The sequence below is a fragment of the Brevibacillus brevis genome (genome assembly GCF_001039275.2).
In the GTDB taxonomy this organism is placed as follows: domain Bacteria; phylum Bacillota; class Bacilli; order Brevibacillales; family Brevibacillaceae; genus Brevibacillus; species Brevibacillus brevis_C.
The window spans coordinates 4,991,338-5,017,911 of the sequence record NZ_CP030117.1 but is presented as its reverse complement, the minus strand read 5'-3'; the positions used below and the strand labels follow the sequence as shown (position 1 = coordinate 5,017,911).

Genomic DNA, 26,574 nt, shown 5'->3' with positions numbered 1-26,574 from the left:
CATGAACAAGGCAGAGGTATTACGGCTTTTTGACAAGGAGATGAGGGTGGAAATCACCTATCCGCCACTCCGGCGGGAGGAGACAGAACACCTCGTTCGCCACGTCTCACCTACCTCGGATGATTCAGGGGTAGTTTTGTTTTCCAGGCTGTCTGAAGAAAATGCAGAGGAAGTTATCAAGCAGGAACTTGAATATTTCTCAAGTCTTCAGCAGTCCTTTGAGTGGAAGCTGTTTGATTATGACCAACCGGCTAATTTGCTTGAGAGGCTGAAAGGCCATGGTTTTACAGTTGATGAGGAGGAGGCGCTGCTTGTGTTGGAGGTGGCGCAGGCAGAGGAGTTGCGAAGCCTTGTCATTCCGACAGAGATACGGCAAATCACAGACTCGGCGGGCATTGATGATATCATGCAGTTGAAGGAGCAGCTATGGGGCAGTGCGAATGCGGAGCTTGCTGCGAGATTAAAACGGGATTTGGCGGAAGATCCTGAGCACCTGCTCGTGTACGCTGCATACAGTGGTGATCAGGCAGTGAGTGCAGCTTGGATGTACTTGCATGAGGATACGTCCTTTGGCAGTCTGTGGGGAGGCTCTACTTTGCCTGACTTCCGAAATAAAGGCTATTATACAGCTCTCGTGGCAGTGCGGGTACAAGCAGCACAGGAACGCGGGTATCCGCTGTTGATGGTGGATGCGAGTCCGATGAGTCGACCGATTTTGGAGAAAAAAGGCTTTGAATTTCTCGCCTATTCTTATCCTTGTTTTTATGAGTATAAATAGTATCCGCGGTAAAGGAAGCTGCCCGTTGTTGTGAGGGGCAGCTTTTGTAGTTGCAGAGATACGTATATGCAAAAAAACCATTTTGCACTTGAAGCTTACGTAACGTAATGAATTATGCTGTAAATACCGGTAAAAACCTCGCGCGAAAACGTACGCTAAGCTTAAAAATGAGAGGGAGTTGAAGAGAATGATGAAACAAACACGAATTGGTAAAACAGATTTAGTTGTCAATCCAATCGGACTAGGAACAAGCGCTGTAGGTGGCCACAATATTTATCCGAATTTAAATGAAGAAGTAGGGAAAGATTTGGTGCGGGCTGCGATCAACCATGGAGTGAACTTTTTAGATACAGCGTTTTTTTATGGAACAGGACGTTCAGAGGAGCTAATAGGTGAAGTGATAAAAGAAGCAGGAAAGCGACATGAACTCATCCTTGCAACAAAAGGTGGCCTTACACTTGTCGGCAATGATGTTACCATGGATAATTCACCTGCTTATTTAAAACAAGCCGTTGAAGATAGTTTGAAAAGGCTACAAACAGATTACATAGATTTATTTTATATTCATGCTCCAGATCAGGATACACCAAAAGATGAGGCGGTTGGAGTCTTAAAACGGCTTGAGGACGAAGGTAAAATCAGAGGAATTGGCGTTTCTAACTTCTCACTGGAACAATTGAAAGAAGCAAATAAGGATGGGTATGTCGATGTATTACAGGGAAACTACAATTTGCTGCAGCGTGAAGCGGAACAAGAATTCTTTCCATATACGACAGAGAATAATATCTCGTTTATTCCATACTTTCCACTAGCATCAGGCTTGCTTGCCGGTAAATACAAGAAGGATATGACATTCAATGATCTACGCAAAGATATGCCGCACTTCCAGGGCGACAAATTCAAAAAAAATCTAGAAAAGGTAGAGCAGCTCCGGAAAATTGCAAATAAAAAGAATGCCGAAGTTGCCCATATAGTCCTTGCTTGGTATTTCACACATGATTCAATTGAGGTTGTCATTCCCGGAGCGCAAAGAGCAGAGCAAATGCTGGATAATTTAAAAACAGTAGACGTCCACCTGACAGAAGAAGAAATCAACGAAATTGATCGTATTTTTAAATAGGTCTCTGTGGCGAATCTTCGTACTACTGCCCTTTCGTATTAGGAGGTTAGTCAGTTGTTACTGGTTGACCTCCTTAGTTACACAACTTTACCGTTACTTGTGATACGGTTCACCGTACATGATCTTGAACGATCGACCCCGTTAGTTGAACGGTTTAGTTGAACTAATTAGTAGATTTTGTTGGTCTAATCGCTTTAATGCGTCATTGACTACTTCTTTTGAAAAGTTTTTCACAATTACCTGATTCTCTATTAAGAAAACATTATCGCCCATGCACCGCTCAATGTAATCCAACAATCCAGCCTTAGTGTAAAGGGAACACCATCTCTTTTCACCTTCACTAAAGGTGACTGTGACCTCAATATGTTCTAAAGATTCTTCACTTGAATCTTGAATCGTATCGTCAAATGCCCAGTTAACTAATACTGGTACGCTACTCCCGTCAGGTACGAAATAATACTTTCTAAACCATCTTGCTCGGTTATTGTCACCAACAACCCTTATCTGTTCTTTTACTTCGTCCTCAGCTAAAACTTCGTAATGCTTACCACGTGTCAGAGCGTCAAAATAAAGACCCACATCCTTGCAAATTACGATGGTTCTTTTGTTGTCTGCCACCTTCGTTCACACCACCTGTTTTCCAATGACAATAGTGCAATTACTTCCACATTCCTTGTTTCCGGGACCGAGGGTCGCCCAGACCCGGAGCGTGAACGCGGTATTTAGTAATGTATATTTCAGTTAAGTCTTCTTTTAAACGGCACTTATTTATTACCGAGCTGTTCCGCCAAACCGATTAGAAGTCCTTCAATTCCACGAATGTAGCAGAGCCGATACGAGTCCTGGTACTGAACCACTTCTCCGACGAGCTGAGCGCCATGCTTAGTGAGCCTGGATACCATTTCGTCAATGTCTGCAACGGTGAACATGACCCGCAGATAACCGAGGGCATTTACAGGAGCGGTTCGGTGATCCGATATAGTAGGTGGGGTGAGAAATCGCGAAAGTTCAAGTCGGCTGTGGCCATCTGGGGTAACCATCATAGCAATCTCTACACATTGTGAACCCAGCCCAGTTACGCGACCAGCCCATTCACCTTCGACAGTAGCGCGCCCTTCGAGCTTCAAGCCAATCTCCTCGAAGAAAGAGATGGCGTCATCAAGGGATTCTACAACGATACCAACATTGTCCATTCTTAGTAATTTGTTATTTGCCATTAGTTTTATCTCCTTTTGTGTACAAATTTATTACCTGATCATCTTCATATTTATTCTATCAAGGATTACCAATTCCCCCCCCAAACGATTGACATTACGACGCCTCGTCAGTGAGATTTTTGAAGCACAATCAGCCCAACCTAGGATTCAGTGCTTACGTATAGTAGAATGATACAAAAAAGGGAACAGAAGGTGTAAGCGATGTGCCGAAACATCAAAACCTTGTTCAACTTCGATCCACCCGCGACAGAAGATGAGATTCAAGCAGCAGCCCTGCAATTCGTGCGAAAGCTCTCGGGCTTCAACACGCCTTCGAAGGCCAATGAAGAGGCTTTTCACCGCGCGGTCCAAGAAGTCTCCGTTGTTGCGAAAAATCTCTTGGATTCGCTGGTGACGAATGCAGAGCCACGCAATCGAGAAGTTGAAATCGAGCGTGCTCGCGCGAGAAACGCCAAACGGTTTGGCACGACAGAGTAGTGAGATGAGAAAGACATACAGTCTTTTTTAGGGGCAGTCTGTTAGGGTGACTGCCCATTTTTAATTTGCGAGAACGTGGTGGTCAAAGATGGGAGATCGAGATTTTGTGTCCTCCCATTCTTAATCAGAAATTTCAGCATCTTATCATCTTTTTATGAGATGATTTATCATTTCGCTACTATGTCTCTCTCCTGCGAATTATATTATCGTAGAAGGCAAAGGGGAGAGGATCATCATGGAGAAAGTGAACGTCGCACAACATCTATCACGCTTGCAAGATTCCTGGGGCTCTCTGATTGTCGGAGAGATGAATGATACGTCTATTAAGCTAGAGAAGCTGCAAGGTGAGTATCCTTGGCAACAAAATGACCAGAAAGATGAATTGCTGTTTGTCGTCAAAGGCAGACTGCTGCTGATGTACCACGAGCGTAATATATGGGTGGAAGCCGGAGAGTTTATCGTTGTGCCAAAGGGAGTTTCCTACAAGCTGTTTATCCCGAATGGCGATTGTCATCTACTGGCGATTGAACCGAAAAAATTCGCTGCTCTCAAGCGCTGCTCCTAAGACGATCAACATAGAAAATCGAGCGCTATTCGTTCGCGAATAGCGATGATATAGAGCTGTCAATCGACCGGTCACTTTCGTTGTCTGGACAATTGGCGGCTTTTTTGCTATTAATATATGTTCAAAAAAAGTGTTGACTTATACGTAATTTATTATGTAATAAATACTGATAGCTCCAACTCTTTTCGAGGTGATGAATGTTGGACGACGGCATATATGTATTGATTAAAAAAGGAGACCCCGAGCAGCTTCAGAAGCGTCAGTTTCTACATAAGGAAGAGTGTACGATTGGGAGACGGGGCAATCAATTACAACCTGACATTGCTTTTTCCAGTCCGTATATTTCCAGAAGGCATGCCGTGATACGGAAAATCAATAACCAATATACGATTTCTGATTTGCAAAGCAAGCATGGGACAGAAGTGAACGGAATGTCGATACAGCAAGCGCCGCATTTTCTTTATCACGGTGATCATATTACGCTGGCCAAAGGCGTCGTAGAGATGATATTTTTCGCAGAGGGTAGCGAGATGGATGTGACGCGGGAGTTCTCATTCCCTTTGACGATTCCAAAAGAAACTACCTCCACATCTGGATTGGTCATCAATCTGGAACGCAGAGAAATTCGTCTCGATGGCGCGAGAATCCATTTGACCGGAAAAGATATGGACTTGCTCATGCTTCTGTACCAACGTTCGAATCAGGCGGTCAGCTATGAGGAAATCATGGTACTCGTCTGGCCGGAACGGTTGCTGAATGCGGAGAGCAGCGTCCCGGATGTTGGACGAGCCGAGATCAACGCTCTCGTTTATCGCTTGCGAAAGCGGCTGGGCAGATATGGCGAGAACGTCACCACGATCCCGCGCTTCGGTTACATGTGGGAAGAATAGTAGACAGTATGGCAGACACAGGATGAATTTCCTGTGTTTTTTTGCATTTGATGTAACTATCTGACACTTATCATCGTCCTATGAGAATAGTCTCATCTAGTCATCATCTTTTTTCCATATATTATGGTATCCGACTGTAATATCGTGTGGTAGGGAAGGTGAATGACTAGTGAAAAAGACATGGATAGTATTTTGGACGGTTTTTTTCGTTGTTCTTTCAGGTTTTTTCTATCTTTTCTGGGACTTTTGGAAGGACAACACGCAGTCGGACGGCGAGAGGGCAAAGGCAGCATTCACCGCGTATACGACAAAGTGGGGAGAACAGAAATTCTCTGACATGTACGAGCAGCTTTCTTTACATACAAAAAAGACCATCAGCAAAGAAGAATTCGTTTCGCGTTACCAAAACATTTACGGCGGAATCGAGGCCAATGCGATTGCGGTCGAGCCGATGTACAATGGCGACGTCATGCCAGGTGAGAATGGGCAGATCAACTTTCATTACCGGCTGACGATGGAAACTTTCATTGAACCGATTTCCTTTACGGGGAAAGCGACGCTTGTTAAAGAAACGCAGAATGACTTGGAGGACTGGTACATTCATTGGAATCCTTCTTTTATTTTTCCGGAAATGAAAGAAGGGGACAAAGTAAGAGCCAATACGGTGTATCCCAGACGAGGTGAGATCACGGATCGGGCAGGGCGTCCATTGGCAACAGAGCGTATCGTGGTAGATATCGGGATAAATCCGGCAGAGTGGAGCCAGGCTTCGCAGGTCGGGAAAATGGAGGTCAGCAAGCTTTTGCAAATTCCATTGGATGACCTCACCTCGAAGGCCCAAGCTACGACAAGCCAGTCGACCAAGTTTATCCGGATCGCCACGCTGCCGCAGGACGATGCACGCATCAAACAATTAGAAAAAACAGAAGGGCTCAAATTGCATAAAAAGAAAGTCCGTTACTATCCCTATCAGGACGCGACAGCCCATCTGGTTGGCTATGTAGGAGCGATTAATCAGGAAGAGTACGAGAAGCGAAAGAAGCAGGGCTATAAAACGTCTGATGTGATTGGCAAATCAGGACTGGAACAGATTTTTGAGGAACAGCTAAGAGGGAGTGCAGGTGGGCGTATCGTCATTACGGATGCAGATGGAACGGAAAAGAAGACCGTGGCGGAACGCTTCGCCAAGCATGGACAGCCACTGGCATTAACCATCGATGCAAAAGTACAGCAGACGATTTACCAGGAGCTGAAAAACGAAGCAGGCACGGCTGCGGCGATCTCACCAAAGACCGGGGAAATACTGGCTCTCGTCAATTCTCCGTCCTTTGACCCGAACGCGTTTGTGCTTGGGATGTCGGCTACAGAGTGGAAGCAAATGAATGAAAATCCGCAAAAGCCGCTTCTCAATCGATTCGCGCGCGGGTTTGCGCCGGGCTCTACCTTCAAGCCGATTACGGCAGCGATTGGACTTGAGTCAGGCGCCATTACCCCTGCGGATAGTATTCATGTCCGCGGACTGCATTGGCAAAAGGATGCGTCATGGGGTGGATACGAGGTAACGCGGGTCAGCGATTACGGAGGACCTGTCAATTTGGAAAAAGCATTGGTGTACTCCGACAATATTTATTTTGCGAAAGCGGCACTCTCCATGGGGGAGGAGCAATTCGTGAAAAAGAGCGAGTTGTTTGGATTCCATGAAGCTCTCCCGATTCCATATTCACTGGACAAATCGAAGCTGTATAACGACGGTTTCAAAAACGAGATTCAATTGGCAGACTCTGGTTACGGTCAGGGCGAGGTAACGATGACGCCGCTTCATCTCGCGTTGGTGTACAGCGCTTTTGCAAATGACGGGAATATCGTTCATCCATCACTGTTGCAGGATGACAAAAAAGCAGGGTATTGGAAGGCGAATGTCATACCTGCTGATGTGGCGAGCACGGTGAAGCAGTATTTGATACAGGTCATGGAAGACCCGCGCGGCACCGGACGAGGAGCACGCGTGCCTGGTATTCGCATGGCGGGCAAGACTGGAACAGCGGAGCTGAAACAAAAAAAGGGCGAGCTCGGATTAGAAAACGGATGGTATGCCGTTTTTAATGTAGATGATCCGCGTTTGCTGGTTACCATGATGATCGAAGATGTCCGTGGCCGGGGTGGCAGTCATGTGCTCGATGCACGAATTAAACGGATTTTCACGAAGGTACTGAAAGAGTAGGGAGAGCAAGGATGAAGGAAGAAAAAAATGATCGTTTGAAACGACTGCAAATCGTCTATATCGTCGTATTTCTGATGTTTGTGGTAATTATTTTGAGATTGGCGCAAATCCAAATCCAGCAAGGGAGCGATTATGCAAATGAGCTGGCAGACAGATCCTATAAAAAAGATTACATTCCCGCTATGCGAGGAAACATTTATGACCGCAACGGGTATGTTATTGCCGAAAGTCGGCCTTCCCATCTCGCTGTCTTCCGTGAACAAGAGATCATGGAGAAGAAAGCGTACTTTGAACTGGTGGAAAAGCTGGAGAAAATATTGAGCCTCGACAAGGCCACGCTGCTAAAAAAGATGGATGTCGGCTATGCCTACGAGAAAGGCAAGTATGTGGAAGCGGCGCGACAATTGCCGCGCTATTTGGAAAAAGAGCTGAAGGTTGATTTGACGGAGAAAGAAATCGCGGTGCTGGGTGAGCATCGCGGCGATTTGCCGGGGATTGAAGTGGTGACAAAACCGATCAGGAAATACGATCCCAAGCAAATCGCCGTACAGGCGGTCGGGTATGTTCGGCCCTTTCATATTGCTGAAAATGTGAAGCTCGCCTCTTACAAGGATGAGAGTACGCGGTATTTGCCGAACCAGTTAGTCGGGCTCGATGGGATTGAGCTATCTTACGAAAAAGAGCTTCGCGGGGGCAACGGTTACCGGATGTATGAGGTCGCAGCCGATCAGACGGTTGTGAAGCAAGTGGAGGAAGTTCCATCCGTCCCAGGCAATCATGTGTATCTCACCATTGATCAGCGGGTACAACTGGATATCCGGGATTCGATCCGAGCGTTTCTTCCGAAGATGCGTGCAACCATCCCTGAGGCGAGGGCCGCAAAGGGAGCGTACGTCGTGGCAGTCGAGGTCAAGACAGGCAAGGTTGTCGCGATGGTCAGTTATCCGGAATACGATCCAAACGTGTGGATTGAGGGGCCCGATCAAAAAACGTATGACGAGATCAAGCTGGCGGTGACGAATGGGACGATTCGGGAAGCGCCATACGATACGAGGCCATTAACGGGCGAAGCGGCTATCCAGGAGGGCTACAAACATCCGGGCTCAATTGTCCCATCAGGGTCTGTCCTTAAGCCGATTACGGTATTGCTTGGTTTGCAGGAAGGCATCATCTCTCCCTCAGATCGTTGGAATGACGGAGGGGTGTATCACTATGGACGTGGAACAGACCGGATTAAGAACGACAACTCCAAAGCACATGGCATGATTAGCCCTGCGATTTCCCTGCAAAAATCATCGAATACGTACATGGCGAGAATCGGGGAGGAGCTGTCCCGCCGAAAAGGAAAAGAGTCAGCGTCCGTGCTGCAATCGTACTATCACGCATTCGGGTTAGGGGTTCAGACTGGCGTGGATTTGCCGAATGAAAACAAAGGCAAAGAAGACTATTTGGTAATGGATGAAAACTACGGACCATTAGCAGCGATGGTGCAGGCTTCCTTTGGGCAGCAAGTCCGGGCAACGACGATGCAATTGGCACAATATGCGGCCACGCTTGCGAATAAAGGTGTACGTTTGCAGCCGCAGATGGTAGATAAGATCACAGACGCAGAAGGAAAACTGGTGAAAACGTACACGCCGAAAACCATGAGCACCTTCCCTCACCCTGAAAAATACTGGGACATTCTGGAGCAAGGCATGGTGATGGTGACGAAACCAGGGGGAACAGCAGTCCGCGCGTATGAGGGAATGGCGTTTCAGGTAGCTGCAAAGACAGGGACATCGGAGCAAGATATTTATGTACCGGTGACAGAGACAGATGAGAAAACAGGGCAGAAAAAGACAAGGTGGAAAATGCACGGTCGCATAACGAATGGTGTCAGCATTTCGTATGCCCCAGTCGACGATCCTGTTCTGGCAGTAGCCGTAATCGTTCCTGAGGGCGGTTATGGGGGAAGGTCGGCTGCGATCATTTCACGTTCTGTATACGATGTGTATGACAAGCATATCGGATTGAAATAGCGAGCTGTTCGAAGTGGTCTGTCGAGGATCTACTTCGGGCAGCTTCTTTCATTTACCATGACCCTCAAATCCCCTCAAATAATGCGTTAGATAGCGTATACAAGCTATAATAGAAGGAATATGAGAGGGGGAAGCACCCGTTGTTTGCAAATGAAGCCTATCGACAGCTAAAACAGATGATCTACTCCCTCGACACGGTCAGTCTTGAGATTTGCCGTTACAAGGAACCACTGATCCTCTCACCTGCTCCTTCTCATCGAATCGGGTTTGTCAAAAATATAAAAGGAACAATGGAAGAGAACGGGAAGAGACAGTTAGTTGAGGCAGGAGATGTGTTTCTTATCAAGCCGAAGACGAGCGTTTCGTTACGGACGGAACAAGATAAAGAGCTGGAGGTCTTTTTCATTGCGTTCTCCTATTGGATCGAACAAAACGAAACAGGGAAAGAGAGAGTATTTGTTCCGGGAGGAGATAATTTTCCTCTGGAAGGGACTTTCCGTGTACGAAGCCATTCGCAGGTCTTGCATTTAATGGAGGAGCTACATAAAAGCTATGCGTCAAATGAGGAGAGAGAGCAATTTCGGCAGAGGTTGTTATTCGAGCGTATTCTGTACATCCTGGTAAAAGATTTTTCTTCGATTGAGAGCAACGAAAATACAATGGCTAGCATCGAGGAAACGATTCTGTATGTCGATCAGCACTATATGCTCAACCTCACGCTGGAAATGTTGGCAGGAAAGGCGAATGTCAGTCCCAGCTATTATTCACGCATGTTCAAAACGTTAAAGGGTGTGAGCTTTTCCGATTACATGACAAACCTTCGAATCAATCGGGCAAAGGTGCTGCTCCGATTGTCGGGGAGCCGTTTGCGTGAGGTGGCACAAAGCGTAGGCTATAACGATGAGTTTTACTTCAGCAAGATGTTTAAAAAAGTCGTTGGCCAATCACCATCGGAATACGTCAAGTCGCATATGAGACAAGATAATTCATGAAATCGAGCAAGATTCTTCATGGTATGGTATAGTGGCTATCGATATAATCTCTATTGAAAATGATTTTCAATTTCGATGGAGTTTTATTTTGGTAGGAGGTTTTCCCATCATGAGAGCAAGACTGTTGTTACCCGGCTTTCTTCTTATTTTTATGGTATCTGTCTTTTTAAGTGGTTGCGGTACAGCGACACAAAATGCACAGGGAACAGCTCCAGCTGCGACCAATACAGAATCTACACCAGCTGCTTCAAGTGAAAAACGAGTGATCAAGCATGAGCTGGGGGAAACGGAAATCGTTGGCAAGCCTGCGCGTATTGTCGTGATGGACTTTTCCTTTGCAGATGCTTTGGCGACATTGGGTGTTGCCCCTGTAGGAATCTCTGATGATAATGATGCGAATCTGATCATTCCTGAGGTGAAAGAAAAAGTAGGAACTTATACATCGCTCGGTTCTCGTTACGAACCAAACATGGAGCTGATCAGTTCCCTTGCTCCTGATCTCATCATTGCAGATTTGAACAAGCACAAGGCTGTTTACGACAAATTGAAGCAAATCGCACCGACGATTGTACTGAATGACCACCAGGCGAACTATGAGCATATGCTAGCTAATTACGCCGTAATCGCTGATGCAGTAGGCATGAAAGAAGAAGGCAAAAAACGCCTGGACGAGCATCAAGCGAAAATGGATGCCATCAAAGCGAAGCTGCCAAAAACCGATGCCAAGCTGAAGGTTCTGCCAGCAGTAGTGAACCCGACCGGATTCTTCGCTCACTCTAATTCTTCCTATGCTGGCTCACTGCTGGAATACCTCGGGTTAGAGGATGCGGCAAAGAGTGAAGAGGCGTATCCAAAAACCAATCTGGAACAGCTGGTTGCCCTCAATCCAGACGTACTGTTTTTGATGAAAACAGGTGATAAGACGATTGTGGATGAATGGAAGACGAACCCACTTTGGCAAAACATCAACGCCGTAAAAAATGGCAAGGTGTATGAAGTAGCCCGCAATAAATGGGCACTTTCGCGAGGCTTGATCGGATCAGAGTTGAGTGCGGAGGAAGCAGTAACGCTTCTTTCTGGAAAATAAGAGGGGATTTTTCGGGATGGGTGTCGTAGCTGACATCGATCCCGTCGTTTTTGCGGGAGGAGGTTGTACCTATGGAGGGAGCAAAGGCGGGCATCGTTTTTGCGGCAGGAATGCTCCTGCTCGTTTTTGGTTTAGTCGTCAGTATCTCGGTTGGTTGGACAGACATGGGGTTGGTGAGTGGCGTAAAATCCCTTTTTGCCCCCTCTACATCGCAGGAGCATTTGATTGTGACGACGCTCAGGCTTCCCAGAGCGCTATTGGCGGTAATCATTGGGGCCTGTCTCGGTGTGGCTGGTGCGATTATGCAAGCAATGACAGGCAATCCGCTTGCTTCGCCACAGACGTTTGGGGTTAACGCAGGTGCATCGATGGCTGTCGTAGCTGCCTTGGTACTCTTGCCTAATCTCCCGGTGCCATTATTAGCGCCACTCGCTTTTGGCGGGGCTGTCATAGGTGGCTTTGTGGTGTACTATCTCGGTGCGGCTGGGGGGATGACTCCTGTTAAGCTGGCTTTGGCTGGCACAGCCGTCCATCTGTTTCTCGCTTCCATTACAGAGGCATTCATTTTGTTTCATCAGCATTCGACCGATCAAGTCCTGTTTTGGCTTGCAGGGTCATTGGATGGAGCGGATTGGACGGATGTGAACCGTGTGCTGCCTTGGTCAATCGCGGGGCTGGTGGTTGCCTTTTTTATGGCTCGGTCCATCGGGATTATGCGTATGGGTGAGGATGTAGCCAAAAATCTTGGACAACATGTAGTTCGGGTGCGAATGATCTGTGGAATCATTGTCATCGTACTTGCAGGCTCGGCTGTTGCCGTTGCTGGCCCGATCGGCTTTATCGGATTGATGGTGCCACATTTGACCCGACTTTTGCTAGGAAGAGAGAGTCAGCTATACCTCCCGATTACAGCGTTGCTCGGCGCATTGCTGCTGGTCTATGCCGACGTTCTTGCCAGGTTCATTGCGTATCCGTATGAGTCGCCAGTGGGCATCGTGACCGCTTTCTTGGGCGCTCCCTTTTTCCTCTATTTAGTGGGTAAGGAGAGGAGAGCCTCATGACACGCAGACAAAGTATTGCCCCTGTATTGCTTCTGTTGCTCATCGTCACCGTTATTATCAGTATCGGAACTGGGGCGGTGTCCATATCGCCGCGTGAGGTAGTAGAGTCACTTTTTGGGACGGGGCCGAAAAATCATCACTTTATAATTGGAGAGTATCGTTTGCCGCGTGTTGTCCTCGGCATGTTGGCTGGAGCGGGCTTGGCGGTATCCGGGGTTATTTTACAAGGAATGATTCGCAATCCGTTGGCCTCTCCTGACGTAATCGGCATCACCAAAGGGGCGGGGCTCGCATCTTCCATCGTCATTTTTCTTTTTCCCAAATCTCCGGCTTATTTGCTGCCGTTGGCGGCATTTGGGGGTGCGGCCGTTGTCGCTGCTATCCTGTATGTATATACAGCGCGAAAACGCGTCCAGTCCGCTACTCTAGCGCTGGTGGGGATCGCCATCGGGGTCATTTGTCAGGCGGGCATCCAATACCTGATGGTCAAAAATCCGGGTGATGTCAATGCGGCACTGCTTTGGATGGCGGGTAGCTTGTGGGGGCGGGGATGGGAGCACGTATGGGCGGTGCTTCCGTGGATACTCGTCTTTTTACCGATTGCTTATTTATTGGCGTACCGGCTCGACGTATTGTCTCTCGGAGATGATGTAGCAGAAGGCTTGGGCGAGGATGTGACGAGACTGCGCGTTGTCCTTTTGGTAACCTCTGTCGCACTTGCAGGAGCATGTGTGGCGGTTGTCGGTTCCATCGGATTCGTCGGTCTGCTCTCACCGCACATCGCTCGTCGTTTGGTAGGTGGGAAGCATGCACTTCTTCTCCCGGTCGCCGCTCTGCTCGGTGCTACGCTCATGGTCGCCGCTGATGGGCTAGGCAGATGGCTTTTGCCCCCGATGGAGGTTCCCGTGGGAATCGTGACAGCTGTCATTGGGGCGCCGTATTTCTTGTATTTGATCGGACGAGAGAAAAGAAGAGGGGTATAAAAGAAGGGATCGAATCTTGCAAAAGGACTTGCTTGCGAGGTTCGGTCTTTTAATTGTGTGGTAAAATATAGCAGGTATAAGATTGTTAGGAGGATGACTATGGCAGGGATGGAGATAAACGAATTATTAAGATTCGTTTTGATTACTTTTATCATCAGTTTACTAGTTATTTCCGTTGCTTTATTGCTTCAAAAGAAACGAGGTAATCTTGTCAATGGATTCACACTTAGTATGATTTCAGCAATTTCAGTAATCGTTTCCGGAACGAATCTTATGGTTATGGGTTACATAGCTGATGAATTTAACCTAAGTGGAGATGCTATGTCCACCTATATGTTTTTCATCATTTTAGGATTGAACATACTTAATTTCCTTATTTACTTAAAAAAAGCATGAGGATTCGGAAAAACTCGCATCGTCGATGATACGAAGTTTTTCCGTTTTTTCATGTCACGCTAAGCCAGTGAGGCCGCGGCGGTTTTATTTCGTATCTGCTTTTTGCAAAAAGCTGCGGATAACCTGCACGTATTCGTCTGTCTCTTCCAGATAGCCGACATGCGAGCTGTTTTCAAAGACATGGAGCTCGGCGTTTGGCACCAGAGACTGATAGTAACTTGTCGATTCAGGCGTCGCTTCATCATATCGGCCACAAACGAACAGGGAAGGAATGTTGATTTGATGCAGCTTGGGTGTGTAGTCGAATGTTTTCAGATTCCCTGTCGGGCAAAACTCAGACGGTCCCCACATCGTCATGTACACTTCTTTGTTCGCTTTTGGACGGCTTTCTGTCATGACTGTTGGCATTGGATCAAGGCGGCACACATGGCGCTTGTAGTATTCCTTCATGGCATCCTGGTATTCTTGTGAATCCGTTGTGCCCTGCTCCTCGTGTGTGGCAATGGTTTGTTGCACATCCTCTGGCAATTGCTCGATTAAACGATCTGCGTCCTGTTTCCAACGCTCAGCGCTCAGGCATGGGCTGGAGAAGATGATGCTCTGTACCCCTTCCGGCTTGGCATCCACCAAATAAGCTGCTGCCAGCATTGTGCCCCACGAGTGCCCCAGAATGTGAACCTCTTTTAAGCCAAGGGCTTGTCTGATGCAAGCCAGCTCTTCCACAAAGCGCTCGGTTTTCCAAAGAGTCAGATCGGTCGGGCGATCGGAATTTCCTGACCCGAGTTGATCGTAGAAAATGACGGGTCTGTCGTTGCCTAAGACATGAAGCGTTGATTTGAGCGGATCATGCGTATTGCCAGGTCCTCCGTGAAGGACGATCAGAGGCGTTTTCTCCCCTTCGCCGACACGACTGTACCATACTCTTCCGCCAGGAACGTCAATATAGCCTTCTTGCATACTCATCGATAATGCCTCCACTTCAGGTTCATGCTGATCACTTCTTCTTTCAATATAGCATATGGAATTGTTTTTACACTTTTTTTAGAATTGATTTAGAGCGTGTTTAGACCCTCTATTTATCATGACTGGTATAGAGAGCGATGACAGTTGCTTTCGATGAAAATAGGAGGGACCATCATGCGAAAAAAATGGTTGGGTATCGGCTTGTCGGTTGGAATCACAGGAGCATTGATTTGGGGATACGGGGCATCAGCGAGTGCGGATAGCACGACGATGGGCGTATATGAATCAGCCCTGCATCAAACGAAGGAAGCGAAGAACATGACGGCCCACGCGCAGCTATCGCTCACAGACAACGGAGCGAAGCTGCTCACACTGGAGGGAGTCGCAAAGATCGATCATAACCAGCACATCGGAAATGTAGAGGCGACTTTTACAGACACGCTGGGCGAGAAAAGCATGCAAGCCTTTCTGGAAAAGGATCAAGTTGTGGTTAAAAAAGGGGATAGTAACGTTTATCGGGTCATGGAAAAAATGGATAGAAGACACCAACCAGAAAATGACGCCGATAACAAACGCGGGGCCATGATGCATAAGCTGTTTGCTTCGGTATTCGGCGATCTCGGGAAAAATGTGACCGTTGAGAACCTACCGGATGGAGGCAAGCGTACGTCGCTTCAGCTCTCCGAAGAGCAAATTCCGGCATTTATCCAGGCAGCCGGACCTATTCTCTACGATAAGCTCGCCGAACATAGTGAAGAAGCGTCTTCCTCCGAGAACCATCTATCTGTGAAGCTTCCTCGCTTGCAAGAGGATTTTCAAGTGGACCAAGTATTGCTGAACGCCAAGATCGACGAGAAAAATCAAATCGAACAGCAATCTGCTGTGGTGAACCTCTCGGGAACGGACGCGTCTGGGAAAGAGCACAATCTCCAGCTTTCTTTGGATATCCGCTTGACCGATCTGGGCACGACCACACCTGATCGCATTGATCTTACTGGCAAGCAAGTTGAGAAGGTTTCCCGTGAGGACATGAAGAACAAATGGAGAAAAGGCTGGACGAAGCATTCCGATTCCGAGTAAACCATGACTGCAAGGGGGTGATGAACCATGTCGATCAAAACAAGACTTTTGCTCTCCTATATTGCCATGATTATTATCCCCCTTGTTTTGTTTGGATTGGTGGCATCGGGATTGGCGAATTACTTTTGGGGAGAACGGGAGGAAGGCAAACCGCTCCTTCGTGATACGCTCAATAAACGAGACGAGTTGTTTGCTGGTGTCACATTCATGGCCAAATACGCTCCCGATCAATTGACGAACGAGAACATGCTGACAGAGACGGATGAGCAGCTACAAGCAGTTGGTGGTGCATTGATACTGACAAAGGACGAAAAAGTGCTATTCCTCTCCCCGTCGATTGATAGCGCTGACGTGCCTGACTATTTGCAGGATCAACCGGATCAGGGGCGCATGCATAACTGGAAGCAATTTAATCAGGACGGCTACACGTTTGATACGTACGAGTTTCCTTTTGCTGATCAAAGTAAAGGGAAGCTCTACTTCCTTGCGAATTCTTTTCCATTTATGCAGACAGGCATTTATTTTTTTATCACATTGATTCTTAGTCTTCTAACGATTGTGGCGCTGACGAACGGTGTACTAACATTTCTAGTTTCACGCAGTATCATTCGACCTTTGTACGCCTTAAAGCAGGCAGCATACGAAATCAAAGAAGGCAATCTGGAGCGCTCTGTTCAACTCCATCGCAAGGATGAGCTGGGAGAGCTGGGAGAAGCATTTGAAGAGATGCGTGGCAGATTGTATGATTCTATCCATTTGCAGCTACAGTATGAGGAAAATCGTAAACAACTGATTTCCAGTATTTCGCACGATCTAAAAACACCCATAACAGGAATCAAAGCCTGTGTAGAAGCGGTTCAGGAAGGGATTGCGGATACGGAAGCGAAGCGGGAAAAATATATGAAGATGATTGCCATCAAATCAGAGCAGATGGACCGCCTGATTGATGAGCTGTTTTTATTCTCGAGACTGGATTTGAACAAGCTTCCCTTTCACTTTGAAGAAGTTGATATGCGAGCATATTTGGCTCAGTTTGCCGAGGAGCTGCGGCTAGACCCGCGGATGCACGGTGTATCTATTCGCTATGACGAGGAAAATGAAAGTCCGATTCCAGTCATGGCTGATCAGGAAAAACTCCATCGTGTGCTCATGAATATCGTGGACAATAGCCTGAAGTATTTGAACAAGGACGAGAAGCTACTCCGATTGAAGGTGGAGAAAGCCGACGGTGAAGTGATCGTGTCGATCTCCGACAATGGGACAGGGATTGAAAAAGAAGCCATACCTCATATTTTTGACCGTTTTTATCGGGCGGACCCTTCGCGTAATTCGGCCATGGGAGGCAGTGGTCTTGGACTCGCCATCGTCAAACAAATTGTGGAGGGGCACGGTGGTCGTGTATGGGCGGAGAGTGAGAGCGGACGCGGTACCCGCATTTGTTTTACCTTGCCAGATCTCAAGAGAGTCGGGGGTGACACGGATTGAAACATATTTTAATCATTGAAGATGACATGGTGATCGCAGAGGTGCAAAAGGATTACTTGGAGGCAAACGGCTACTCGGTCGATGTCGCGACTTCCGGCGATACAGGGTTGCAAAAGGCACTGCAAGAGGAGTATGACCTCCTGATACTAGACCTGATGCTCCCGATCGTGGATGGCTTCGAAATCTGCAAGCAAGTCCGCAAAGCCAAAAATATTCCGATCCTACTCGTCTCCGCGAAAAAGGAAGACATCGACAAGATCCGTGGACTGGGTCTGGGTGCCGATGATCATATTAGCAAGCCTTTTAGCTTGGGCGAACTGGTAGCGAGGGTCAAAGCCCATCTGGCGCGTTACGACCGCCTCGTCTCCGATGCCAAACCGCATACGGCAAAAGAGGAGATCAGGCTTCGGGGGATTCGCATCGACAAGCTGGCGAGGAGAGTTTACATCAACGGAAGCGAAGTGGCTTTCACTTCCAAGGAATATGACCTCCTGCTCTTTTTGGTAGCCCACCCCAACTGGGTATTTAGCAAAACAGAGCTGTTTGAAAAGATTTGGGGTCTCGATTCGTACGGGGATATCGCGACGGTGACGGTGCATATCAGCAAGCTGCGGGAAAAAATAGAAAGCGATCCGGCTAAGCCGCAGTACATTGAGACGGTGTGGGGTGTCGGTTATCGCTTTTTACTGTAGTAGGTGGAAATGAGTGGTAAAGCTTGCCTAACGAAAGAAAAGCGGCATACGTAAACACTTGGGTAATTTGTACCAAGTGTTTATTCTGTTTCCCATAAATCGACAAACTTATGTAAAATATAGGGCAGATGTCGAATCGTGTGTGAGTAATGCGAGCTAAGGGAGACACAGATCATGGAGAGAAAAATCAAAATCCTCGGAACAGGGAAATACTTGCCTACTCGGCGTGTGACAGCGGCAGAACTGGAAGAAAAGTTGGGACTTGCGGCTGGATGGGTAGAGAAAAAGTCCGGGGTAAGCGTCAGGCATTTTGTGACGAACGAAACGGCTGCACAGATGGGAGCCATCGCTGCTAGGCGTGCTTTGGAAGCGGCGGGCCTCTCCCTTCACGATATCGATTGTATCGTATGTGCAAGCGGGACGGCACAGCAGGAAATCCCTTGCACGGCTGCCTTGATTCAAGAAGAGCTTCAACTAAGTAAATCAGGTATTCCTTGCTTTGATATAAATGCGACATGTCTAAGTTTTGTCACTGCGTTGGATGTGATGTCGTGCCAAATGGCAGTCGGTATTTACGAGCGAGTCTTGATCATTTCCTCGGAGATATCCTCCGCAGGTTTGAATTGGGAGCAAAAAGAGAGCTGTGTGCTGTTCGGAGATGGAGCTGCGGCTGTTGTCATTGGCAGGACGCCAGAAACAGAAAGCTCCCGCATCTTGGGTTCAAGTATGAAAACATACAGTGAAGGAGCGCACTATTCCGAAATAAGGGGGGGCGGTACGCTGATCCACCCGAGCCAATTTGCGCAAGGAAGAGAAGCAGACTTTGCATTTGATATGGACGGACGGAAAATTTTTCGACTGACCTCGCAGTTGATTACCGGCTTTGTGGATCGCTTGTTGTCTTCAGCCTCCGTAACCAAGGAGCAAATTCGTACAGTTATTCCTCATCAGGCCAGTGGGATGGCGATGCGGATCATGGCAGGCAAGCTTGGGTTTCGCGACCAGCAAATGGTGAACATTCTGGCAGAGCATGGCAATGTCATCGCAGCTTCGATTCCGATGGCGCTGCATGAAGCGATTGGGCAGAATCGGGTACAGCGAGGCGATCTCCTGATGCTTCTGGGCACATCTGCCGGCTTGTCTCTCGGAGGAATTGTGCTTGAATACTAAACAATCAGTCTTGCTGACAGGAGGACGAGCTCCAGCTACGTTGGAGCTGGCCCGCTTGCTGGGTTCTGCGGGACATCGGGTCATTGTAGCGGAGAGTGCGCGGCGACATTTATGCCAGCACTCTCGTTATGTAGAGCGCTCCTACCAAGTGCCTCCTCCCCGTCAACAGCCCGATGCTTATATCGAAAAGCTGTGCGAAATCATGCAGCGTGAGCGTATCGATCTTTTGATCCCGACTTGCGAGGAGATATTCTACGTATCGCGCGGGCGTGATCGCTTGCTTGATTTCGGTGAAGTGCTTGTAGAAGGAATAAAGGTGCTGCGTTCGTTGCACGACAAATGGCTTTTTGCCGAAATGGCGCGCGAGGTGGGAGCACTGGTTCCACAGACGGTGCGGGTACAATCTCCTGCTCACTTGCGGGAGGCTATGCTGCAAGCAAGGGGGCCTGTTGTGCTCAAGCCTGTCTATTCTCGCTTCGCAGCTCATGTACGAATCGTAGCAGACCCGTCCTCTGCGGCAGGGCAGTCCAAGCTACCTGAGCCGACAGTTAGGCAACCATGGCTAGTCCAACAGTTTATAAAAGGAAAACAGGTGTGCAGCTACGCTGTTGCTCAGGATGGACAGCTCACCTTGTACGCCGATTATGAAACAACACATACGGCAGGACAGGGGGCCTCGATTCACTTCGCCTATTCAGCCCACCCACAGGTAAGAGAATTTGTTAGTCGCTTCGTGCAACGACATACGTTTAGCGGACAAATCGCATTTGATTTCATGGAGAATGAGCAGGGAGAGCTATACGTAATCGAGTGCAATCCGCGACTGACAAGCGGTGTGCATTTGTTTGCGGGACAGCAAGAGGCTGCTACTGCTTATTTTTCTGATCAGGGAAAAACTGTTGTTCCTGCTGGAAAGCAAGCTTGCATGCTAGGGATGGCGATGCTGACATACGGCCTTGCTGGCATGACGAATGGCCAGAAGGCAAAGCGTTGGGTGAGCGACCTGCTTTCAGCGAGAGATGTACTGTTTAGGCGGGATGATCCGCGTCCTTTTTTTGATCAGTTCTCCATGCTGGCAGATTTGGCTTGGCAGAGCTTTCGAACGAAAAAAAGCATGATCGCTTGCAGTACGAGCGATATCGAATGGAACGGAGAAGAGGCGTAAGGACGTGAGGAAGAAATGAACAAGCGAGTTCTAGTAACAGGGGCGACGGGGTTTCTCGGACAGAAGCTGGCTACACGACTGCATGAAATGGGCTATGAGGTGACAGCACAAGGACGCGACGAGCGAATCGGCCGACAATTGCAGGATCGAGGCATTCGATTCCTTCGGGCAGACCTAAGAGACAGAGAAGCTATGTTGAACGCTTGCCGTGATCAGGACATCGTGCATCATACGGCTGCTTTTTCCTCCCCGTGGGGCACGTACCGTGACATGTACGAGACGAATGTGACAGGAACCATTCATGTGATCGAGGGCTGCAAGCAACACGGTATCCGGCGTCTGGTCCATGTATCGACGCCAAGTATTTATTTTAATTTTGACGACAAGCTGGGAATCCCCGAAGATGAGCCGATGCCCGTACGGTTTGCCAATACATACGCACAGACCAAATACCAGGCGGAGCTGGAAGTCGACAAGGCGTTTCTTGCAGGGCTTCCGACGATAACGATTCGTCCGCGGGCCTTGTTTGGCCCTGGGGACAATGCAATTCTTCCCAGATTGATCCGCGCCAATGAAAAGAAATTCGTTCCGCTGATCGACGGAGGCAAGGCGATCATTGATTTGACCTATGTGGAAAATGTCGTGGACGCGCTGATCTTGTGCATGGATTCTCCAGCGCACACATTAGGCCAGGCTTACAACATTACAAATGGCGAGCCAGTGACGATGATCGAGGTGTTGTCAGATGTGTTTCGTCGCTTGGGGGTTCCGCTGAAAACGCGCGAGCTGCCATATTGGAAGGCGTATGCGGCAGCTTGGGTACTGGAGACACTCTCCAAGACCGTTTTGGGCTATCGCGAGCCAGTTTTGACGCGTTACTCGGTAGGCGTGCTCGCCAAATCACAAACCTTGGACATCTCAAAGGCGAAGCGCGATCTGGGCTATGAACCGCGGGTGAGCATTGCCCAGGGCATCGAGACGTTTACAGATTGGTGGAGGACGCATGATGGACGTTAAACTGACGCTGATGGATACGGGCTACTGCCAGCAGCTCGAGATGTTTTCACGAAAAGGCGGCCGGATGAAAAACATTCCGTTTCACGCCATCGCAGGGCTTATTGAGCACCCCGTCCACGGCTTGCTGCTCTTTGATACCGGTTATTCGCAACGCTTTTTTGAAGCCACGAGTAAGCTTCCTTATTCGTTGTACGGCAAAATAACGCCTGTATTCTCGGAGGCACACGAGAGTATTTCTGAACAGCTCGCAGCACGCGGAATCAAAACGACAGACATAGCAGGTATTCTCATTTCTCATTTCCATGCGGATCATATCGGCGGTTTGCGCGATTTTCCGCATGCCCGACTGTACTGCTTCGAGAGTGCCTACAACCACGTCAAGGGAAAGACGGGGTGGGCGGCGCTACGGGAGGCGTACTTGCCTGATTTAATGCCTGACGATTTCGAAGAGCGGGTGACTTTCATTGATCGAGCAGGGCTGGTGGCATTGCCTGAAGCTTACGCGCCATATACCGTAGGCTACGATTTGTTTGCGGATCAGAGTCTGTACATCGTTGATCTGAACGGACATGCAATCGGGCAGTTTGGTGTGTTCCTGCGCGATCGAGATCATGGGGATGTATTTTTGTGCGCGGATGCCGCTTGGTCGAGTGAAGCCTTTCGTGGCAACTTGTTGCCTCATCCACTGGCTAGGTTGATCATGGCGGATCGACAGGCGTATCGCGAGCATTTGCACAAGTTGCATGTGCTATTCCGCCAACGTCCCGACATGAAAATCATGCCGACACACTGCGGGGAAGTCTGGCAGGCCAGCAGAGGAGCGTTCACATGGAGATCATGACACTCTTGAAGCAGTATGTAAAAACGAAGTGGCATGCCCGTCGGTTTTCCTCGCGTGAGCAGCTAGTAAAATGGCAAGAAGCGCAGGTCGGAGCGATGTTGTCTCGCATTTTGCCAGCTTCTCCTTTTTACCGAAAGAGAGTGGGAACGCCAGAACAATGGAGACAAATCGAGCCGATTGATAAACAGCGCATGATGGACCATTTTGACGAGCTGAATACGTGCGGGATCAAGAAGGAAGAAGCGTTTGCGATTGCACTGAAAGCAGAAACGACACGCGATTTCACTCCCCAATTAAATGGGGTGACCGTTGGCTTATCTTCTGGGACATCTGGTAATCGCGGGCTTTTCCTTGTAGGGCCGCAGGAGCAGGCGAAATGGGCAGGGGTGATTTTGGCGAAAGCACTGCCTGGTCAGCTATGGTCGACACATCGGATTGCTTTTTTCTTGCGAGCGAATAGCAACCTGTATACGGCGGTCAACAGGCGCCGCATTCAATTCTCGTTCTTCGATCTGCAAATACCGCTCGATCAGCATCTTGATCACCTGAATCAGTATCAGCCGACCGTGCTGGTTGCGCCAGCCTCGATGTTGAGAATGCTCGCGACTGCCCAGCGTCAGGGGAAATTGCGGATATCTCCGATCAAGGTGATCTCGGTGGCAGAAGTGCTGGACCCGTTGGATCAAACGTACATCGCAGAAGTGTTCGGGCAGATTGTGCATCAAATTTATCAATGCACAGAAGGGCTGCTTGCGGTGAGCTGTTCACACGGGACGTTGCATGTCAATGAAGACCTCGTAGTGGTGGAAAAGGAGTATCTCGATGAGCAAAAGGAGCGATTCTTTCCGATCATCACAGATTTTTCTCGGACGACACAGCCGATTATCCGTTATCGTTTGAACGACATATTGACGGAAAAGCGTACGTCATGTCCGTGCGGCTCGGTGTTTATGGCGCTGGAATCGATTGAGGGCAGGGCGGATGATCTATTTGTTTTTCGCCATGAAAACGAAGCGCGATGGATATCGGTCTTTCCTGATTTCATCCGTCGGGCTGTCATTACCTCGTCTGATGCGATAGAAGAGTATACAGTACGACAGCAAAGCTACGAGCAAGTCGAGGTAGCACTGCTCATGAAGGGTGGGGAAGGACCGTCCACGCAAGAGCAGGAGCGAGTACGCCAAAGCCTGGAGCGAGTCATTGCCGATCAGCAAGGGCAATTGCCTGCGATTGTGTTTGCACCGTATGAGTTGAATCTCGGTACGAAAAAATTGCGGCGGGTAGAGAGGATGTTTGTTCAAGGTGAGCAGGCAATGGATTGAATGGTATGAAGGGACCTCGGCGGAGCAAATCCCTTGGGAACAGGCGCAGGATGCCGACTATGTCAAAAGCTATTTGCTGCCCATGATGACGGAACAACCATCCCGCTATGTGCAAAATGTACAGACGCGGATGCATGCACTCCGTGTAGGCGATCGGATCATGCCCGTAACGGTGAACGATACCGAGTACGACAATTCGTATGTCAGTTCGGCGTTTACCCATTACGTGACGTACGCGAAGGAAGAGCTAGGCATGCTCGATTCAGCGGTGTTGAGGCGGGTGTTGTCGACTGTACTCACAGGGCTTGGACACTGGATGAAAAAAAGCCAATGCAACAAAATGGTCATCGTCAACAATTGGCTGTTATCAACGAATCTGTATCCTGATGTGAGTGCAGATGAAGTGAAGGACATCACGGAAAACGGCATCCAAAAGTTCCCCGGCCATATCATCGCGTTTCGATCTGTTTGTCGCAGGCTGTATCCGGATTTTTACACGGGGCTCGTAGAGAAGGGCTATCTCATGGTTCCCAGTCGCTACGTCTACCTGTTTCACCCCGATTGGCCAGCGCAGGGCAAGTGGCGGGTCCGCAATACGCTCAACCGCGATCGAAAAATGCTTGCCAAATCCGGCTATCGCATTCTGCGTCATGAGGAGTTGGAAGAACAGCATGTCGAGCGTATCGTTGCTTTATACAACGCGCTGTATCTGGATAAATACTCTCAGCATAATCCACAGTTTTCGGTGGACTTTGTCCGACTGGCGATACAAAAGAGGACATTGACCCTCATCGCCTTGGAAAAAGACGGACGACTGGACGGCATTCTTGGCTATTTTGAGCGAAAGGGTGTGATGACGACACCGCTATTCGGCTATGATACGACGCTCCCCAAAGAAACCGGGCTGTATCGGATGTTGTCGTGCCTCTTGGTACAAGAAGCACAGAGCAAAGGCATCCTGCTCCATCAAAGTGCTGGCGTGGGCGCATTCAAAGCGGACAGGGGAGCCGAGGGGGAACCGGAATATACAGCGGTGTATGTCAAGCATTTGCCGTTTTATCGTCAAGCTGTCTGGAAGGTGCTCGCTGTCTTGCTGAATCAAATCGGGATCAAGATGGTAGAGAAGTACCGACTGTAAACCATTTGCACACTTCGACCCTCATCGAACTAACCGTCAGGTACACTACATGTAAGAAGAAACAAGTAGCTTGCCTGAAACGGGGGAACAACGCCATGAATAAAATTTTGTTCGGGATACTTGTCGTCGTGACAACATCATTGATGGGCTCGTCTTTTGCGGTAGGAAAGATTGGATTGGCCTATTTTTCACCATTGCTGCTGGTAGGGCTGCGCTTTACGTTGGCAGGACTGATCATGGGCGCGTGGGTATGGAAAAAGCCGCTCCCGAAGTCGGCGGGTGACTGGGGGAAGCTGTGTTTGATCGGATTTTTGCAGACGGCTGCCGTCATGGGATGTATCTTTTTGAGTCTGCGTACGATCACAGCGGGTGAATCCTCGATCCTGACATTTATGAATCCACTGCTCGTGGTCATATGGGGAACGTTGTTTCTAGGAATATCCTATCGGCTGACGCAATGGATGGGAGTTCTGATTGGACTGGTTGGGGTGTTCATCACGCTTGGCTTCCATTTGCAATGGGAGACGGGGACGCTGTTTGGTATCGGGTCCGCCCTTGCGTGGTCAATGGCCACGATTCTCGTGAAAAAGTGGGGAGTCCGCTTCAATGTGTGGGTGATGACAGCCTATCAGATGCTGTTCGGAGGAGTTCTTCTTCTCGTGATGGGGTTCACGCTGGAAACGCCGAAGCTGATTGTGACACCGGCCGCTGTGTTCGTCGTCCTCTGGCTCGCGATCATGGCTTCCATTGTGCAGTTTGCGACGTGGTTTTACTTGCTGAATCACGGAGATCCGGGCAGGACGAGTGCTTTTTTGTTCCTCGCTCCGTTCTTCGGTGTTTTGTCAGGTTGGATGTTGCTGGGTGAGGTAGTGCACTGGCAGGTGTATGTGGGAGGATTGTTGATTTTCGCAGGGATTTTCCTGGTGAATTGGACGTTTGTTCCGCGAAGGCAAGTAAGTGAAAAAGCACGGCTGGCTGAGTAGCTAGCTGTGCTTTTTGCATTCATCTACATGCAGTCCGAACTCGGTCATAAATCCAGAGATGCCTAACGGCGTGACACGGACTGCTCTCCCTCCTGGCACTCGCTCGATCCAGCCAAGCTCAAAAAATCGGTTGGTGAGTGAGGCCCCGAGGCTGCCTGCCAAGTGGTGGCGACGCTCGCTCCAATCCAAACACGGACGGGCAAAGCGACGTCTGCTCTTCGGCTTGGCCACAAGGTCTACGCCGAGTGATTGCAGCTTGGCTTTTCCCGCTTCGCTGAGCACGTAGTCTTGTTCGGTGGCTTCAATCAACTGTAGTTCCAGCATTTTCTGCGTCAGGGCAACCCCCAATTCGCCTGCGAGATGGTCGTAGCAGGTGCGAGCATAGCGGATGGCTCGCAATTGGTCGGACTCGCGCAAGGAACGAACAGGCTTAGGTGCAGCGATCGTCATTAACGATTCCAGGGCATGGGCGACATCAGGGCTGGCTAGTCGATAGTAGCGGTGTCGACCGTGTGACTCGCTGACCAAGAGGCCGCCTTCCACCAGCTTTGCCAAATGCGTGCTTGCCGTTTGGGGGGTGACTTTTGCGGTTCGTGCGAGTTCACTGGCGGGGAGTGCCTTGCCGTTCATCAGGCTGACCAGGATGGAGACGCGGGATGGTTCTCCTATGAGGGACGCGACCTCTATAATATTCGGGCTGGTACTCATCAGACAGCGGACCTCCTCCATTATTTTTTCTTCTATTAATGACTCTAGCAGAATCTTACAGCTAAAAAAACTAGAGATGTTCGCAAACACCTGTTGTAAAATGTATCCAAACATGAACTAGTACATAATGAGCAGGTGATCCAATGGATTCGTGAGCAAATGCAGCAGTCCATCTCTTTGGATACAAGACAAAAGGATGTAC

At 48.8% G+C, this 26,574-nt stretch carries 26 protein-coding genes; 22 read left to right on the top strand and 4 right to left on the bottom strand.

What is annotated here, in order from left to right; genetic code table 11:
- The first annotated feature begins 1 nt into the window (after position 1).
- Both AB432_RS24220 and AB432_RS24215 read left to right on the top strand, forming a co-directional pair.
- On the top strand, positions 2-778 hold the full coding sequence (locus AB432_RS24220; RefSeq protein WP_048034464.1) for a GNAT family N-acetyltransferase: 777 nt from the start codon (positions 2-4) through the stop codon (positions 776-778).
- 187 nt (positions 779-965) lie between these two features.
- Positions 966-1,898, top strand: a complete 933-nt coding sequence (locus tag AB432_RS24215; protein ID WP_048034463.1) for an aldo/keto reductase — start codon at positions 966-968, stop codon at positions 1,896-1,898.
- A gap of 141 nt (positions 1,899-2,039) precedes the next feature.
- Here the strand turns inward: AB432_RS24215 and AB432_RS24210 are convergent, their stop codons facing one another.
- Both AB432_RS24210 and AB432_RS24205 read right to left on the bottom strand, forming a co-directional pair.
- On the bottom strand, positions 2,040-2,516 hold the full coding sequence (locus AB432_RS24210; protein WP_048034462.1) for a hypothetical protein: 477 nt from the start codon (positions 2,514-2,516) through the stop codon (positions 2,040-2,042).
- A 146-nt stretch (positions 2,517-2,662) separates the two neighbouring features.
- Positions 2,663-3,115, bottom strand: coding sequence for a VOC family protein (locus AB432_RS24205; RefSeq protein WP_015892926.1), 453 nt, complete (start codon positions 3,113-3,115; stop codon positions 2,663-2,665).
- 201 nt (positions 3,116-3,316) lie between these two features.
- Here AB432_RS24205 and AB432_RS24200 point away from each other — a divergent pair, with 201 nt between their 5' ends.
- The 10 genes from AB432_RS24200 (at position 3,317) to AB432_RS24155 (ending at position 13,808) form a co-directional block, all read left to right on the top strand.
- Positions 3,317-3,592 carry a DUF2277 domain-containing protein gene (locus AB432_RS24200; RefSeq protein ID WP_048034461.1) on the top strand — a complete coding sequence of 92 codons (276 nt, stop codon included), beginning with the start codon at positions 3,317-3,319 and terminating at the stop codon, positions 3,590-3,592.
- 235 nt (positions 3,593-3,827) lie between these two features.
- Positions 3,828-4,157 (top strand): cupin domain-containing protein, encoded by a 330-nt coding sequence (locus tag AB432_RS24195; RefSeq protein WP_048034460.1) that lies wholly within the window; start codon positions 3,828-3,830, stop codon positions 4,155-4,157.
- A 197-nt stretch (positions 4,158-4,354) separates the two neighbouring features.
- The gene (locus tag AB432_RS24190; protein ID WP_048034459.1) at positions 4,355-5,047 is read left to right on the top strand and encodes an FHA domain-containing protein; all 693 of its coding nucleotides are present in this window, start codon (positions 4,355-4,357) and stop codon (positions 5,045-5,047) included.
- Between the two features lie 169 nt (positions 5,048-5,216).
- Complete coding sequence (locus AB432_RS24185; RefSeq protein WP_048034458.1) at positions 5,217-7,268, top strand: penicillin-binding transpeptidase domain-containing protein; 2,052 nt, start codon at positions 5,217-5,219, stop codon at positions 7,266-7,268.
- 11 nt (positions 7,269-7,279) lie between these two features.
- Entirely contained in the window at positions 7,280-9,289 is a 2,010-nt protein-coding gene (locus AB432_RS24180) for a peptidoglycan D,D-transpeptidase FtsI family protein (protein ID WP_048034457.1), read from the top strand.
- 140 nt (positions 9,290-9,429) lie between these two features.
- Positions 9,430-10,281: an AraC family transcriptional regulator gene (locus AB432_RS24175; protein WP_048034456.1), complete on the top strand. Its 852-nt coding sequence runs from the start codon at positions 9,430-9,432 to the stop codon at positions 10,279-10,281.
- A gap of 109 nt (positions 10,282-10,390) precedes the next feature.
- Entirely contained in the window at positions 10,391-11,368 is a 978-nt protein-coding gene (locus AB432_RS24170) for an ABC transporter substrate-binding protein (protein WP_048034455.1), read from the top strand.
- A gap of 71 nt (positions 11,369-11,439) precedes the next feature.
- Positions 11,440-12,429 (top strand): FecCD family ABC transporter permease, encoded by a 990-nt coding sequence (locus tag AB432_RS24165; RefSeq protein ID WP_048034454.1) that lies wholly within the window; start codon positions 11,440-11,442, stop codon positions 12,427-12,429.
- Positions 12,426-13,412: a FecCD family ABC transporter permease gene (locus tag AB432_RS24160; RefSeq protein ID WP_048034453.1), complete on the top strand. Its 987-nt coding sequence runs from the start codon at positions 12,426-12,428 to the stop codon at positions 13,410-13,412. Before AB432_RS24165 ends, AB432_RS24160 begins: the two co-directional genes overlap by 4 nt.
- 99 nt (positions 13,413-13,511) lie before the next feature.
- Positions 13,512-13,808 (top strand): hypothetical protein, encoded by a 297-nt coding sequence (locus AB432_RS24155; RefSeq protein WP_048034452.1) that lies wholly within the window; start codon positions 13,512-13,514, stop codon positions 13,806-13,808.
- Positions 13,809-13,892: 84 nt separating this feature from the next.
- On the opposite strand, the gene AB432_RS24150 is transcribed toward AB432_RS24155, so the two are convergent.
- A complete protein-coding gene (locus AB432_RS24150) occupies positions 13,893-14,771 on the bottom strand; it encodes a proline iminopeptidase-family hydrolase (protein WP_048034451.1) in 879 nt (292 codons plus the stop codon).
- Positions 14,772-14,945: 174 nt separating this feature from the next.
- On the opposite strand from AB432_RS24150, the gene AB432_RS24145 reads away from it, so the two are divergent.
- The 10 genes from AB432_RS24145 (at position 14,946) to AB432_RS24100 (ending at position 25,664) form a co-directional block, all read left to right on the top strand.
- Positions 14,946-15,851 carry a hypothetical protein gene (locus AB432_RS24145; protein ID WP_048034450.1) on the top strand — a complete coding sequence of 302 codons (906 nt, stop codon included), beginning with the start codon at positions 14,946-14,948 and terminating at the stop codon, positions 15,849-15,851.
- A 27-nt stretch (positions 15,852-15,878) separates the two neighbouring features.
- Positions 15,879-17,336 (top strand): sensor histidine kinase, encoded by a 1,458-nt coding sequence (locus tag AB432_RS24140; RefSeq protein WP_048034449.1) that lies wholly within the window; start codon positions 15,879-15,881, stop codon positions 17,334-17,336.
- Positions 17,333-18,028, top strand: a complete 696-nt coding sequence (locus tag AB432_RS24135; RefSeq protein WP_048034448.1) for a response regulator transcription factor — start codon at positions 17,333-17,335, stop codon at positions 18,026-18,028. Before AB432_RS24140 ends, AB432_RS24135 begins: the two co-directional genes overlap by 4 nt.
- 174 nt (positions 18,029-18,202) lie before the next feature.
- Positions 18,203-19,198, top strand: coding sequence for a beta-ketoacyl-ACP synthase III (locus AB432_RS24130; RefSeq protein ID WP_048034447.1), 996 nt, complete (start codon positions 18,203-18,205; stop codon positions 19,196-19,198).
- A complete protein-coding gene (locus tag AB432_RS24125; RefSeq protein ID WP_048034446.1) occupies positions 19,188-20,363 on the top strand; it encodes an ATP-grasp domain-containing protein in 1,176 nt (391 codons plus the stop codon). The genes AB432_RS24130 and AB432_RS24125 overlap by 11 nt, the downstream gene beginning before the upstream one ends.
- Before the next feature lie 15 nt (positions 20,364-20,378).
- Complete coding sequence (locus AB432_RS24120) at positions 20,379-21,380, top strand: NAD-dependent epimerase/dehydratase family protein (protein WP_048034445.1); 1,002 nt, start codon at positions 20,379-20,381, stop codon at positions 21,378-21,380.
- Positions 21,367-22,221, top strand: a complete 855-nt coding sequence (locus AB432_RS24115; protein ID WP_235617541.1) for an MBL fold metallo-hydrolase — start codon at positions 21,367-21,369, stop codon at positions 22,219-22,221. Before AB432_RS24120 ends, AB432_RS24115 begins: the two co-directional genes overlap by 14 nt.
- Positions 22,209-23,543: a F390 synthetase-related protein gene (locus tag AB432_RS24110; RefSeq protein WP_048034443.1), complete on the top strand. Its 1,335-nt coding sequence runs from the start codon at positions 22,209-22,211 to the stop codon at positions 23,541-23,543. Before AB432_RS24115 ends, AB432_RS24110 begins: the two co-directional genes overlap by 13 nt.
- Positions 23,524-24,681, top strand: a complete 1,158-nt coding sequence (locus AB432_RS24105) for a GNAT family N-acetyltransferase (protein ID WP_048034442.1) — start codon at positions 23,524-23,526, stop codon at positions 24,679-24,681. Before AB432_RS24110 ends, AB432_RS24105 begins: the two co-directional genes overlap by 20 nt.
- A gap of 95 nt (positions 24,682-24,776) precedes the next feature.
- Entirely contained in the window at positions 24,777-25,664 is an 888-nt protein-coding gene (locus tag AB432_RS24100; RefSeq protein ID WP_048034441.1) for a DMT family transporter, read from the top strand.
- On the opposite strand, the gene AB432_RS24095 is transcribed toward AB432_RS24100, so the two are convergent.
- Positions 25,665-26,372 (bottom strand): ArsR/SmtB family transcription factor, encoded by a 708-nt coding sequence (locus AB432_RS24095; RefSeq protein ID WP_048034440.1) that lies wholly within the window; start codon positions 26,370-26,372, stop codon positions 25,665-25,667.
- Positions 26,373-26,574 lie beyond the last annotated feature (202 nt).